Origin of the sequence: Nocardioides dubius, from assembly GCF_039528155.1 — a bacterium.
GTDB classification, from domain to species: domain Bacteria; phylum Actinomycetota; class Actinomycetes; order Propionibacteriales; family Nocardioidaceae; genus Nocardioides; species Nocardioides dubius.
On record NZ_BAAALG010000003.1, the window covers coordinates 104,819 to 118,266 of the forward strand.

Consider the following 13,448-nt stretch of genomic DNA (forward strand, 5'->3'; position numbering starts at 1 on the left):
CGCTCCGCGAACAGAAAGCACACGTCTCTTTCATGACCAACGTGGCAGAACCCACCATCTCGGCGGTCGAGACCGTTCTCGACAACGGCCGTTTCGGTACTCGCAAGATCAAGTTCGAGACGGGCCTGCTGGCCCGCCAGGCGGCCGGATCGGTCACCGCCTACCTCGACGACGACACCATGCTGCTGTCGGCCACCACCGCCGGCAAGCACCCCAAGGACCACTTCGACTTCTTCCCCCTGACGATCGACGTCGAGGAGCGGATGTACGCCGCGGGCAAGATCCCCGGCTCGTTCTTCCGCAGCGAGGGTCGTCCGGGCGAGGACGCGATCCTCACCTGCCGCCTGATCGACCGCCCGCTGCGTCCGACCTTCAAGAAGGGTCTGCGCAACGAGGTCCAGGTCGTCATCACGGTGATGGCGCTCAACCCCGACACCCCCTACGACGTGCTGGCGATCAACGCCGCCTCGATCTCCACCCAGCTCTCCGGCCTGCCGTTCTCCGGCCCGGTCGGCGGCGTGCGCGTGGCCCTGATCGACGGTCAGTGGGTGGCCTTCCCGACCCACAGCCAGCTCGAGGACGCCGTCTTCGACATGGTGGTCGCAGGTCGCGTCACCGACACCGGCGACGTCGCGATCATGATGGTCGAGGCCGAGGCCACCGAGCAGACCTACACCCTGGTCGCCGGCGGCGCCCAGGCGCCGACCGAGGAGGTCGTGGCCAGCGGTCTCGAGGCGGCCAAGCCGTTCATCAAGCAGCTGGTCGACGCTCAGACCGAGCTCGCCAACGTGGCCGCCAAGCCGGTCCAGGAGTTCCCGATCTTCCTCGACTACGAGGACGACGTCTTCGAGGTCGTCGAGGCCGCCGTCAAGGCCGACCTCGTCGCCGCGATGAAGATCGCCGACAAGCAGGAGCGCCAGGACCGCACCGACGAGCTGAAGGACGCCCTCCTCGAGAAGGTCGCACCGCAGTTCGAGGGTCGCGAGAAGGAGATCGGCGCGGCCTTCCGCTCCGTCAACAAGCAGGTCGTGCGCGAGAGCATCCTGCGCGACAAGGTGCGCATCGACGGCCGCGGCCTGGCCGACATCCGTCCGCTGCACGCCGAGGTCGACGTCGTCCCGCGCGTCCACGGCTCGGCGCTGTTCGAGCGTGGCGAGACCCAGATCCTGGGCGTCACCACCCTCGACATGCTGAAGATGGAGCAGCAGCTCGACACCCTCTCCCCGGAGACGAGCCGCCGCTACATGCACAAGTACATCTTCCCGCCCTTCTCCACCGGCGAGACCGGCCGCGTGGGCTCGCCCAAGCGCCGCGAGGTCGGCCACGGCGCCCTGGCCCGTCGCGCGCTGCTGCCGGTGCTGCCGACCCGCGAGGAGTTCCCCTACGCGATCCGTCAGCTCTCCGAGGCGATGGGCTCCAACGGCTCCACCTCGATGGGCTCGGTCTGCGCCTCGACCCTGTCCCTGCTGCAGGCCGGCGTGCCGCTGAAGGCTCCCGTCGCCGGCATCGCGATGGGCCTGGTCTCCGGTGAGATCGACGGCGAGACCCAGTACGTCGCGCTGACCGACATCCTCGGTGCCGAGGACGCGTTCGGCGACATGGACTTCAAGGTCGCCGGCACCAAGGAGTTCGTGACCGCGCTCCAGCTCGACACCAAGCTCGACGGCATCCCGGCCTCCGTGCTGGCCGCCGCGCTGACCCAGGCCCGCGACGCGCGCCTGGCGATCCTCGAGGTGATGAACGAGGCGATCGACGCTCCCGACGAGATGTCGGTGCACGCCCCGCGGATCATCACCGTGAAGGTCCCGGTCGACAAGATCGGCGAGGTCATCGGCCCCAAGGGCAAGGTGATCAACCAGATCCAGGACGACACCGGCGCGACCCTCTCCATCGAGGACGACGGCACCGTCTACATCGGCGCGACCAACGGCGAGGCAGCCGAGGCAGCCCGTGCGGCCGTCAACGCCATCGCCAACCCGACGATGCCGGAGGTCGGCGAGCGGTACCTCGGCACCGTCGTCAAGACCACCAACTTCGGTGCGTTCGTCTCGCTGCTCCCGGGCAAGGACGGCCTGCTGCACATCAGCAAGCTCCGTTCGCTGGCCGGCGGCAAGCGCGTCGACTCCGTCGAGGACGTCCTGGCCGTGGGCCAGAAGGTCCAGGTCCAGATCGCCGAGATCGATGACCGCGGCAAGCTGTCGCTGGTCCCCGTGGTCGAGGAGTCGGAGTCGGCTGAGGCCGAGGCTCCTGCTGCCGAGGGCGACGCGGACGCCTGAGCATGACCCACGCATCGAGCGTGCACCCGACCGGTCGGCAGGTTTCTGCCGGCCGGTCGGCCGTTGCGCAGCGCATCGGCAGCACCCGCACCGTGCTCACAGAGAAGGACGCCGACGGCCAGGTGGTCTCCACCGTGCGTCGTACCGTGCTGCCCGGTGGGCTGCGGGTGGTCACCGAGCAGATGACCGGCGTCCGCTCTGCCAGCATCGGCGTCTGGGTGGGCGTCGGCTCGCGCGACGAGAGTCCCTCGCTGCACGGCTGCTCGCACTTCCTGGAGCACCTGCTCTTCAAGGGCACCCGGGAGCGGACCGCGATGGACATCTCGGTGGCGCTCGATGCGGTCGGCGGTGAGTTCAACGCCTTCACCGCCAAGGAGTACACCTGCTTCCACGCGCGGGTGCTCGACCATGACCTGGGGATGACGGTCGACGTCCTGGGCGACATGATCACCAACTCGCTGCTCGCCGACGTCGACGTCGAGGCCGAGCGCGAGGTGATCCTCGACGAGATCGCCATGCACGACGACGACCCCGACGACGTCGTCCACAACCTCTTCGCTGCGCAGGCCTTCGGGGACACGCCGTTGGGGCGGGGGATCGCCGGCACCGAGGCCTCGATCCGCGCGCTGACCCGGGCGCAGATCAAGCGCTTCTACAAGAGCCACTACCGCGCTGCGAACATGGTGGTCGCGGTGGCCGGCAACATCGACCACGCCACCGTGGTGCGTCAGGTGCGGGCCGCCTTCGGCCGTCAGGGCTTCCTGGCCGGAGACGAGGCACCCGTTCCGCCGCGGATCACCGAGCGGGCTCGCAAGGTCAACCCCGGCGTCTCGTCGGTGACCCGCCCGTTCGAGCAGGTGAACCTGGTGCTCGGCGTCAAGGGGATCACCCGCAGCGACGACCGCCGCTTCGCGCTCGGTGTGCTGTCGACCGCGATCGGCGGCGGCACCTCCTCGCGGCTGTTCCAGGAGGTCCGCGAGCAGCGCGGGCTCGCGTACTCGATCTACTCCTTCGGCAGCAGCCATGCCGACGCCGGCCTGGTCGGCGTCTCGGTCGGCTGCCTGCCGAGCAAGTACGACGAGGTTCTCGAGGTGATCCGGGCCGAGCTCGGCAAGGTCGCCCGGGAGGGCATCACCGCCGAGGAGCTGACCCGTGGCAAGGGTCAGCTGAAGGGCGGGCTGGTGCTCGGCATGGAGGACTCCGGCTCCCGGATGAGCCGGCTCGGCAAGGCCGAGCTCGTGCACGACGAGATGCTCAGCCTCGACGAGGTGCTCGACCGGATCGACGCCGTCACCCTCGACGACGTCCGCACCCTGGCCGCGGAGCTCTTCGCCCAGCCCCAGATCCTCGCCGTCGTCGGCCCCCACTAGCCCGAACCCGCGCTTCTTAACACCCGAACCCGCGCTTGTTCACAGAACTAGCGCAGGTTCGCGTGTTAACAAGCGCAGGTTCGGGCGTTAACAAGCGCGGGTTCGGCTAGCGGCGCGCGATCAGGCCGATCGCGAGGGGCTGGCTGTTGTTGATCACCGAGACCTCGAAGCCGGCCCGGACGAGGGCGTCGGAGGCCTTCTCGGCCATGGTGAGCAGCTCGTCGGCGCGCGGCGCGTCGTAGAACAGGTAGAGCGCGCCGCCGGGGGAGAGGCGCTCGTGGATGAGCGCGAGCTCGTCCTGGCACTCGCGCACCCAGAACAGGTTCACGTTGAAGGCGAAGGCGCGGTCGAGGCGCTTGACCGGCACCCGCAGGGTCGCCAGGTCGATGTGGCGCACGGCGAGTCGGCCGGCCTCCAGGTACTTGGCGCAGCGCCGCTTGGTGCGGTCGACGCCGGACTCCGAGCGGTCGATCGCGAGCAGGCGGCCGGTGGTCAGGCGACTGCAAATGAGCTCGGCAGCGAACCCCTGTCCGCACCCGATCTCGAGAATCTGATCGGCCGGCTGGACATCGAGAACGTCCACGGCCCAGCGGATCCGCGCTGGAATCGTCTGCAACACCATGGGTCAAGATTGCCACCTCCTGTTCCAAACGCACACCACCGGTCCGGCAACGTGTCGCGCAGGCGATAGGTTGGGCACGTGAGTGACGCGAAGATTCGGGTGGGCGTGCTGGGTGCACGCGGCAAGGTCGGCAGTGAGATCTGCAAGGTCGTCGAGGCCACGGCGGACGTCGAGCTGGTCGCCGCTATCGACGCCGGCGACGACCGCCAGGAGCTGGTCAGCGCCGGCGCCCAGGTGGTCGTGGACTTCACCCACCCCGACGTGGTGATGGACAACCTCGAGTTCTGCATCGCGAACGGCATCCACGCCGTCGTCGGCACCACCGGCTTCGACGAGGAGCGGCTGACCCGCCTCGAGGGCTGGCTGGCGGCCAACCCGGCGGCCGGCGTGCTGATCGCCCCGAACTTCTCGATCGGCGCGATCTTGATGATGCGCTTCGCGGCGGTCGCCGCGCCGCACTACGAGTCGGTCGAGATCATCGAGCTGCACCACCCGACGAAGGCCGATGCGCCGTCCGGCACCGCCCGGCGCACCGCCGAGCTGGTCGCTGCCGCGCGTCGCGATGCCGGCTCCGCGCCGATGCCCGACGCCACCTCCACCTCGCTGGACGGTGCCCGCGGCGCCGACGTCGACGGCGTCCGGGTGCACGCGGTCCGCGCCCGGGGCCTGATCGCGCACCAGGAGGTGCTCCTGGGTGGGCCCGGTGAGACGCTCACGATCCGCCACGACTCCATGGACCGCGCGTCCTTCGGCCCGGGCGTGCTGGCCGGCGTCCGCGCGATCGCCGCTCACCCGGGCCTGACGGTGGGCCTCGAGCACTTCCTCGACCTGGGCTGACACCGCCGCCAGGCCGCTGCCGGTCTGGTCCGTTCCGCAAAGATTGTCCGGAACCGGCCGTAACCCGCACTGCAACTTCGTGCATTGCGAAGATCTGCAGACTGATGGATCTCGCCACGGCGAATTCGCCTTGGCAGCCTTCGACCCGGAGGGTTCACAGAAGGCAGGTAGATCAGCATGCGAGTTATCTCTGCAGCGGCCGTTCTCGGGCTCGCGGCATCGCTCGGAGTGGTCGGCGTGGCCGGCCCCAGCCAGGCCAAGCAGGACCGTCCGGGCGCGCTGGCCGCGCTCGAGCAGCACCCCGGGCTGGCCCGCGATGCGGCAGGCCAGGGGTTCGAGCGTCGGGCTCAGGTGCGCGACGCCGACGGACGCACCCATGTCCGTCTGGAGCGCACCTACCGTGGGCTGGCGGTGATCGGGGGAGACCTCGTCGTCCACCAGAGCGCGGACGGCGACCTCAGCGGCGTCAGCCAGACCCTGCGCTCCCCGCTCGACCTCGCCACCGTCTCGCAGGTCGCGCGCAGCGCGGCCGAGCGCAAGGCGCGCGCCAGCCGGTTCCAGCGGGGCATCCGCAAGGCCGAGGTGACCGGTGACGCCCGGCTGGTGGTCGACGCCACCGCTGCCCGGCCGGTGCTGGCCTGGGAGGTGCTCACCTCCGGGGTGCAGCGCGACGGCACGCCGAGTCGACTGGCCACCTATGTGGACGCCGAGACCGGGGCCGTGCTGCGCGCGGTCCAGCAGATCCACAACGTCGACGGTCAGGGACAGGGCCTCTACAGCGGCTCTGTGCCGGTGGAGATCAGCAGCAGCGGCAGCGGCTACGTGCTGACCGACCCCGACCACGGGGGATCGGCGACGGTGGACGCCCAGAACAAGACCGACGGCCTGTTGTGCAACCTGCTCGGCCTGGGCTGTGCCAAGGGCGTCGCCTTCAGCAGTGCCGACACCGCCTACGGCACTGGCACTTCGGCAAGCCGGGAGAGCGCGGCGGTGGACGCCCACTACGGTGCCGCGCAGACCTGGGACTACTTCGCCCAGGAGCACGGCCGCCAGGGCATCTTCGGCAACGGCCAGGGCGCCGTCAGCAGGGTGCACTACGGCAACGGGTACGTGAACGCCTTCTGGGACGGGTCGAAGATGACCTACGGCGACGGCGACGGCACCAACTACGGGCCGCTGGTCTCCCTGGACGTGGCCGGTCACGAGATGAGCCACGGCGTCACCGAGAACACCGCCAACCTCACCTACTCCGGTGAGTCAGGCGGCCTGAACGAAGCGACCTCGGACATCTTCGGCACCATGGTCGAGTTCCATGCCGGCAACGCCAACGACCCGGCCGACTACCTGATCGGCGAGGAGTTCGACCTGGTCGACGGCAGCGGTCTGCGGCGGATGGACGACCCCGCCACGGACGGCAAGTCGGTGAGCTGTTGGACCACCGGCACGAAGAACCTCGACGTGCACTACTCCTCGGGCGTGGGCAACCACTTCTTCTACCTGCTCGCCGAGGGCTCCGGGGCACGCACGATCGGCGGCAAGGCGCACAACAGCCCGACCTGCAACGGCTCGGTGCTCAGCGGCATCGGCCGCGACGCCGCAGCCGACATCTGGTTCCGGGCACTGACCGTCTACTTCACCTCGGGCACCACCTACGCCCAGGCCCGGACGGCGACGCTGCAGGCGGCCAGCGACCTCTTTGGCGCGAACTCGACGCAGCGTGCCGCGGTCGCGGCGGCGTGGAGCGCTGTCGGCGTCAACTGACCACCGGCCCGCCGGCCCGTCCCCATGCTGTCTGGGGGCGGGCCGGCGTGGTCTCCGGCGCTCGACGAGGCAGCTGCGTGGCTCAGCGGAGGGCGGTGTGCAGGCGTACCTGCTTCAACCGGACGGGCCGGCCGTCGACGCCCTCCGCGTCGAGCTCCAGCTCACGGTGGGCGCCGTCCGCGGCCCAGCCGGCGGAGGTCAGGAAGGCGCGGGTGCCGTCGTCGGCGGCGTTGACCCAGGTGACCGCTCGGGTGAACCGGTCGGCGCTGAGCGTGTCGGCGGCCGCCTGCAACAGCCGCGAGCCGTGACCGAGGCGTCGCTGGTCCGGGAGCAGGGTCAGCTCGCCGACCTCGCCGACGACGATCGGGTCGCAGTCGGGGTCGGCAGCCGGGGAGGTGGTGACGAAGCCCTGCACCTGGTTGCCGAGCAGGGCGACGAGCACGCGGTTGCGGGCGTCGCCAGGCTTGCTGAGCGCCTGCTGCCAGCCCGCGGCGACGGCGTCGGGTGCGAGATCGGCCAGCACCGCGGGCGGGAGCAGGTCACGGTAGGCCTCGTGCCAGGCAGCGAGCTGGGCGCGGGCGATGGCGGCGGCGTCGTCGGCCCAGGCCACCCGGACCGAGGTATCGGAGGACATGGGGACATCCTGCCGCATATGGCGTGATCTGGGTCACGTGGTGCTACGGTGGCCGGGATGTCGCCGGGGGAGGGCCGCACACGGTCAGTCCCTGCCGACCTCTGTCCCTGACCTCGACCATGAACGATGACCTCGAACATGACGATGATGACGCATCTGACCAGCTGGCCGGCTCCGAGCATGTCCCTGCCGACGCTGCCGCCACCACCCCGTGCCTGGGAGATCGCAGCCCGGGTCCGCGACCCCTCCCGGCCGCAGGCGACGATCGCCGAGAACGGCATCCTGCGCGACGTGCTCGCCTACGACCAGGGCGACGTGCACGTCCAGATCAGCCTCGACCAGCTGCCGGCGACGGCCGTCGAGGCATTGCGCGAGCGGCTGGTCCAGGCGCTCTGCGAGGAGGGCTTCCGGCGGGTCGACGTCGAGTGCGTCGTCCCGCGGCACGCGCTCTGACGGCGTCCTGGCGGCGGGCCCAGCGCCGGGCCTACCCGGTGAGACCGCGGCCGTCCAGTCGCGGCGAGAGCCGGATCGCGCCGAGCGTGCCGAGGATCAGCCCGGTCACCACCAGCCAGACGCCGTCGGCGTGCAGGCTGTCGCCCATCAGCAGCAGCCCGACGACGGCGGGCACGAAGGTCTGGTTGACGATCATCGCGCCGGTCGCGGGGGTCACGTCGGCGCGCGACATCGAGACCGAGTAGAGCCAGAACGCGACCAGCCCGAACAGCGGGAGCAGGGCCGCGGAGGCCAGCACCGGCGCGGTGATCTCGACGCCGATGCCGCGCATCGCGAGCGCCGAGCCGGCATAGCCGAGGCCGGCCAGCGCGCCCAGGGCGACGGCGTCGCTGCCGCGCAGCAGCGCCAGGCCGCCGGCCACGCAGACCACCAGCAGGGCGGCCAGGCCCAGCGGCAGTGCCCAGCCCTCGATCTGCGGACCGGGCTCGCCGGCGCCGAAGGCGAGCAGGGTGATGCCGAGGCAGACCGCGACCACGCCGACGATCCGGCTGCGGCCCAGGGGCTCATGGAAGACGAGTGCCGAGCAGACCGCCGTCACCGGCATCGAGAACGCCACGCAGGCCTGGGCGAGGTACAGCGGCAGCAGGACCACCGAGACGGCGTGCAGCAGGAAGCCGACCAGGTAGGCGCCCACCACGGCCAGCATGGTGGGGCTGCGCACCGAGGCGCGCACGAACTCCGCGAACCCGCTCACGGCGAGGTCGCGGGCGGCCGCGGCCTGCACCACCGCGGCCACCCCGAAGACGGTGGCCGAGGCGAGTGCGGCGACGAGCCCGATCAGCGGTAGTGCTCCGGCAGCGGCTGCCCGATCTTCACCTGGGGCTTGGGCAGGCGCAGGAAGCGCATGTTGACCGCACGCATGATGGCGTAGACGGTGAGGCCCTTGAGCGGGGCGTCGGGGAACCGCTGACGGACCGCCTTGCGGACCCGGAAGCGCAGCATCACGGTGTCACCGACGACCAGCAGGATCGTGGCCAGCCAGAGGCCGTTGGCGATCGAGGCGCCGCCGTTGCCGAAGATGCCGGTGCCCAGCAGCAGGATCAGGATCAGCAGCGGCGCCAGCAGCTCGGCGATGTTGAGCCGGCAGTCCACGAAGTCGCGCACGAAGCGACGCACGGGGCCCTTGTCGCGGGGCGGCAGGTTGGCGTCGTCGCCGGACTTCATCGCGGCGCGCACCTTCTGGCTGGACTCCAGGCGGAGCTCGCGCTGGCGCTGGGCCATCTCCTTGCGGGTGCGCGGGGGACGGGCCCGCAGCTTGGCGGCCTCCTCGGCCTCCTTGCGGGTAGGAGTGGGGCGTCCCTTGCTGTTGGGCTTGGGGACGTCAGTGGGTTCGGGCTGCGACTCGGCAGAGGAGCGACGGAACAACGCGATGAGGCCAATCAGCGAGGGAGTACGACAGGTCCAGTTTAGGGCGTCACCTTGTAGGGTTGATCGAGACGTAGATCCGAATAGATGGGACGCCACCTCGATGAGCATCTGGAAGCGCATGACCCTGGTCTTCCGGTCCAAGGCGAACAAGGCGCTGGACAAGGCAGAGGACCCCCGCGAGGTGCTCGACTACAGCTACCAGCGTCAGCTCGAGCTGCTGTCGAAGGTGCGTCGCGGCGTTGCCGACGTGGCCACCAGCCGCAAGCGGGTCGAGCTCCAGATCACCCAGCTCGAGCAGCAGCAGAACAAGCTGCAGACGCAGGCGCAGAAGGCCATCGACATGGGCCGCGAGGACCTCGCCCGCGAGGCGCTGACCCGCAAGTCCGGCCTGACGCAGCAGATCGGCGACCTTCAGGTCCAGCACGCCAACCTTCAGGGCGAGGAGGAGAAGCTCACCTTGGCGCAGCAGCGGCTGCAGGCCAAGGTCGAGGCCTTCCGCACCAAGAAGGAGACCATCAAGGCCACCTACACCGCGGCCGAGGCGCAGACCAAGATCAACGAGGCGCTGTCGGGCATCGGCGAGGAGATGGGCGACGTCGGCATGGCGATCCAGCGTGCCGAGGACAAGACGGCCAGCATGCAGGCCCGCGCCGGTGCGATCGACGAGTTGCTCGCCTCGGGCGCGCTCGACGACGTCACCGCTCCGGGCGGTGGCGACAGCATCGCGCGTGAGCTCGACGCGCTGAGCTCGGCTGCGGACGTCGAGGCGGAGCTCGCCGCGCTCAAGGGCGGCGGCACCCAGGCCATCGAGTCGGCCCCGTCGGCACCGATCCTCGAGGCGGAGCCCACCAAGCAGGAGGGCCAGGCATGATCGTCCGGATCCTCGGCGAGGGCCAGTTCGACGTCGACGACGCTCATGTCGCTCGGCTCAACGAGCTGGACGACGCGCTGGAGAAGGCGATCGAGGCCGACTCGGAGACCGAGTTCGCCCTCGCGCTGGCGGCGCTGCTCGAGCAGGTGCGCACGGTGGGCGTCGCCCACGACGCCGACGCGATCGACGTCTCGGACGCTGTGCTTCCCTACGCCGAGGCCACCCTGGTCGAGGTCCGTGAGCTGCTGGCCGACGACGGATTGATCCCGGGCTGACGCAGTCGTGGCGCACTCCCGTTTCATCAAGGACCGTGGTCTCACCGCCCGGATGACCTTGACCATGTTCCTGCTCGGCGCGCTGTTCGTGGCGCTCATCGTCACCTTGATGTACCTGTTCAGCGGGTACGCCCCGATCATCGGCGTGATCGGCATCGGGATCGCGTTCTACCAGTGGTGGAGCAGCGACAAGGTGGCGATGCGCGCCATGCGTGCGCGCGAGGTGACGCCGGAGGAGGCGCCCGAGCTGCACGGCATGATCGATCGCCTCTGCGCGCTGGCCGACATGCCGAAGCCGCGCGTCGGCGTCGCGGACATGGACATCCCCAACGCCTTCGCGACCGGGCGCTCGCCGAACCGCTCGGTGGTCTGCGTGACCACCGGCATCCTGCGCACCCTGAACGCCGAGGAGCTCGAGGGCGTGCTCGCCCACGAGCTCTCGCACGTCGCCCACCGTGACGTGCTGGTGATGACGGTTGCCTCGTCGGCCGGCATCGTCGCCGGGATGATCACCCAGTCGGCGCAGTACGGCGGGTTCGCGCTCTTCGGCGGCAACCGTCGCGACAACAACAACGGCGGGGCGCTGCCGGCGTACCTGATCGCGTTGCTGCTGAGCCTGGTCGTCTACGCGGTCAGCTTCTTCCTGACCCGGCTGCTCTCGCGCTACCGCGAGATGTGCGCCGACCGGGCCGGTGCCTACCTGACCATGAAGCCTGCCGCCTTGGCCTCGGCGCTGCAGAAGATCACCGGGGAGATGGCGGCGATCCCGCAGAAGGACCTGCGCTCCTCCTCGGCGATGAACGCGTTCTTCATCGCCCCCGCGATCAGCGGCGCCTCGTTGAAGACGCTCAGCTCCACGCACCCCTCGCTGGAGCAGCGCCTCGAGCAGCTGGCCCGGATCCAGGCCGAGCTCGGGCGGCCCGGCGCATGAGCTTCTGGAACTCGATCTTCGGGCGCTCGACCCCGAAGACCGCCAATCTCGACGCCCTCTTCATGGTTCCGTCGGCGGCGATCACGCTGCAGACCGCGGCCGGCCTGGAGCCGAGCGGAACCGGAGCCGTCTGCTTCCGCAGCGCCGGGGGAGCGGCCTTCGCCCAGACCCAGCAGGAGATCGTCGCGCTGCTGGAGGCGGACCCGCGCGCTCCCGCAGTGGAGGTCACCCAGGACCGGTTCGGCTTCACCTGGCTGCTGGTGCACCGCGATCCGCTCGACATCGCCGGGCTGTGCACCGATCTGCATGCGGTCAACACCATCCTGCAGGACCAGGGCTTCGGCACCGGACTGCTCTGCTCGCTGATCCCGTTCCAGGCCGCTGACGGCGCCAAGGTGGGCCTGGTCTACCTGTACAAGCAGGGCACCTTCTATCCCTTCGCGCCGACCGGCCCCGAGCGTCGAGACAACCTCCTCGAGCTCAACGTCCGCGATCATCTCGCCGCCGAGCTGCCGATGGAGAAGGACCTGCAGCGCTGGCTCGCGGTCTGGGGAGCCCCCGGCCTCTAGCCGACCTTGCGCTAGTAGCGCCCGAGCTTGCGCTTGTGGTGCGCGAGCGTGCGCTGGCACCGCCCGCTTGCGGGACGCCGTCCACAAAAGTCGGCAACCGGGGGTTGGCTTCGGCGGCAATGGGGAAGGATGTCCGGTGTGATCGCCTTCCTCATCATCGGCGCCGTCGGCGTCCTGCTGCTCTTGCTCTCCCTGATCGTCGGCGACCTGCTCGACGGTCTCCTCGACTTCGGCGGCGACCTCTTCTCCGGTGCCGCGCTGGCCGGCTTCCTCGGTGCCTTCGGCTTCGGGGGAGCGCTGGTCTACGACCTCAGCGACAGCCTCGGACTGGCCATCGGCCTGGGCCTGCTGGCCGGCGTGATCGTCGGCGCCGGTGCGGGCCTCGCCTCCTACAAGCTGAAGCAGGGCGGCGATGAGTCCAATGTGCGCACCGGCGACCTCGTCGGCCACGAGGGCAGCGTGGTCAACGCGATCCCTGCCGACGGCTTCGGCGAGGTGAGCATCGTCGCCTCGGGCCACATCACCAAGCTCAACGCCCGCGCCGGCCAGCCGCTGAACGCGGGCACGCCGATCCGGATCACCGCCGTGCTGTCGCCGACCTCGGTCCTTGTCGAACCCCGTCTCTGAAACAGGAGCTCCTGTGCTTCCCACCACCTTGATCGCCGTCGTCGGCATCATCGTCATCGTCGTCCTGCTCGGCGCGCTGGTCACCACGCGCTACAAGGTCGCCGGGCCCAACGAGGCCTTCATCATCACCGGCCGCAAGGGCAAGGCGGTGAAGAACCCGGAGACCGGGCAGATCTCCACCGACCTGTCCGGCCAGAAGGTCGTGATGGGTGGCGGCGTCTTCGTCGTCCCGTTCGTGCAGAAGGCCCACACCCTCGACCTCTCCTCGCGCCGTCTGCAGGTGCAGATCCGCGGTGCCGTCTCCGGGCAGGGCGTCAAGCTCAACCTGGAGGGTGTGGCCATCGTCAAGGTCGGTGGCAACGAGGACTCGATCCGCGCCGCCGCGCAGCGCTTCCTCAGCCAGCAGGGCGAGATCGAGACCTTCACGCAGGAGACGCTGGCCGGCTCACTGCGCTCGATCGTCGGCTCGCTGACCGTGGAGCAGATCATCCGCGACCGGGCCGCCTTCGCGCAGCGGGTCGCCGACGAGTCGGAGACCTCGCTCACCGGACAGGGTCTGGTGCTCGACACCTTCCAGATCCAGGACATCACCGACGACGGGTCCTACCTGGCCGACCTGGGGCGTCCGGAGGCGGCCAAGGTCAACCAGATCGCCTCGATCGCCGAGGCGGAGGCCCGTCAGGCAGCCGAGCAGGCACGGATCGCCGCGGAGCAGGAGATCGCGATCGCCCAGCGACAGCTCGCCCTGAAGACCGCCGAGATCAAGGCGGAGACCGACGCCGCCTCGGCCCAGG

Annotated in this window: 15 protein-coding genes; 11 read left to right on the forward strand and 4 right to left on the reverse strand. The window is 70.0% G+C overall.

Annotated features, from left to right (window positions below; all coding sequences use genetic code 11):
* Window positions 1-41: 41 nt before the first annotated feature.
* Together ABD151_RS04690 and ABD151_RS04695 are read left to right on the forward strand one after the other, a co-directional pair.
* The gene (locus ABD151_RS04690) at window positions 42-2,276 is read left to right on the forward strand and encodes a polyribonucleotide nucleotidyltransferase (RefSeq protein ID WP_343991829.1); all 2,235 of its coding nucleotides are present in this window, start codon (window positions 42-44) and stop codon (window positions 2,274-2,276) included.
* A gap of 92 nt (window positions 2,277-2,368) precedes the next feature.
* Window positions 2,369-3,646, forward strand: coding sequence for a M16 family metallopeptidase (locus ABD151_RS04695; RefSeq protein ID WP_343991831.1), 1,278 nt, complete (start codon window positions 2,369-2,371; stop codon window positions 3,644-3,646).
* A 106-nt stretch (window positions 3,647-3,752) separates the two neighbouring features.
* Here ABD151_RS04695 and ABD151_RS04700 read toward each other — a convergent pair whose 3' ends face one another.
* Window positions 3,753-4,268: a class I SAM-dependent methyltransferase gene (locus tag ABD151_RS04700; RefSeq protein ID WP_343991833.1), complete on the reverse strand. Its 516-nt coding sequence runs from the start codon at window positions 4,266-4,268 to the stop codon at window positions 3,753-3,755.
* 78 nt (window positions 4,269-4,346) lie between these two features.
* Between ABD151_RS04700 and dapB the strand changes: the two genes are divergently transcribed.
* The gene (dapB, locus tag ABD151_RS04705) at window positions 4,347-5,105 is read left to right on the forward strand and encodes a 4-hydroxy-tetrahydrodipicolinate reductase (RefSeq protein WP_343991835.1); all 759 of its coding nucleotides are present in this window, start codon (window positions 4,347-4,349) and stop codon (window positions 5,103-5,105) included.
* A gap of 177 nt (window positions 5,106-5,282) precedes the next feature.
* Window positions 5,283-6,866, forward strand: a complete 1,584-nt coding sequence (locus ABD151_RS04710; RefSeq protein ID WP_343991837.1) for a M4 family metallopeptidase — start codon at window positions 5,283-5,285, stop codon at window positions 6,864-6,866.
* An 82-nt stretch (window positions 6,867-6,948) separates the two neighbouring features.
* On the opposite strand, the gene ABD151_RS04715 is transcribed toward ABD151_RS04710, so the two are convergent.
* Window positions 6,949-7,500: a GNAT family N-acetyltransferase gene (locus tag ABD151_RS04715; protein ID WP_343991839.1), complete on the reverse strand. Its 552-nt coding sequence runs from the start codon at window positions 7,498-7,500 to the stop codon at window positions 6,949-6,951.
* Between the two features lie 126 nt (window positions 7,501-7,626).
* Here ABD151_RS04715 and ABD151_RS04720 point away from each other — a divergent pair, with 126 nt between their 5' ends.
* Complete coding sequence (locus ABD151_RS04720) at window positions 7,627-7,953, forward strand: hypothetical protein (RefSeq protein WP_343991841.1); 327 nt, start codon at window positions 7,627-7,629, stop codon at window positions 7,951-7,953.
* Window positions 7,954-7,984: 31 nt separating this feature from the next.
* On the opposite strand, the gene ABD151_RS04725 is transcribed toward ABD151_RS04720, so the two are convergent.
* On the reverse strand, window positions 7,985-8,749 hold the full coding sequence (locus ABD151_RS04725; protein WP_343991843.1) for a hypothetical protein: 765 nt from the start codon (window positions 8,747-8,749) through the stop codon (window positions 7,985-7,987).
* A 41-nt stretch (window positions 8,750-8,790) separates the two neighbouring features.
* Complete coding sequence (locus ABD151_RS04730; protein WP_343991846.1) at window positions 8,791-9,378, reverse strand: DUF3043 domain-containing protein; 588 nt, start codon at window positions 9,376-9,378, stop codon at window positions 8,791-8,793.
* A 103-nt stretch (window positions 9,379-9,481) separates the two neighbouring features.
* On the opposite strand from ABD151_RS04730, the gene ABD151_RS04735 reads away from it, so the two are divergent.
* The 6 genes from ABD151_RS04735 to ABD151_RS04760 form a co-directional block, all read left to right on the forward strand.
* Complete coding sequence (locus ABD151_RS04735) at window positions 9,482-10,252, forward strand: PspA/IM30 family protein (RefSeq protein WP_343991848.1); 771 nt, start codon at window positions 9,482-9,484, stop codon at window positions 10,250-10,252.
* Window positions 10,249-10,527, forward strand: a complete 279-nt coding sequence (gene pspAA, locus ABD151_RS04740) for a PspA-associated protein PspAA (RefSeq protein WP_343991850.1) — start codon at window positions 10,249-10,251, stop codon at window positions 10,525-10,527. The genes ABD151_RS04735 and pspAA overlap by 4 nt, the downstream gene beginning before the upstream one ends.
* 7 nt (window positions 10,528-10,534) lie before the next feature.
* Window positions 10,535-11,458: a zinc metalloprotease HtpX gene (htpX, locus tag ABD151_RS04745; RefSeq protein WP_343991853.1), complete on the forward strand. Its 924-nt coding sequence runs from the start codon at window positions 10,535-10,537 to the stop codon at window positions 11,456-11,458.
* A complete protein-coding gene (gene pspAB / locus ABD151_RS04750) occupies window positions 11,455-12,027 on the forward strand; it encodes a PspA-associated protein PspAB (protein ID WP_343991855.1) in 573 nt (190 codons plus the stop codon). The genes htpX and pspAB overlap by 4 nt, the downstream gene beginning before the upstream one ends.
* 138 nt (window positions 12,028-12,165) lie before the next feature.
* Window positions 12,166-12,654, forward strand: a complete 489-nt coding sequence (locus tag ABD151_RS04755; RefSeq protein WP_343991857.1) for a hypothetical protein — start codon at window positions 12,166-12,168, stop codon at window positions 12,652-12,654.
* A 13-nt stretch (window positions 12,655-12,667) separates the two neighbouring features.
* Window positions 12,668-13,448, forward strand: a 781-nt coding sequence (locus tag ABD151_RS04760; RefSeq protein ID WP_343991859.1) for a flotillin family protein, incomplete at its 3' end; no start/stop codon positions are given.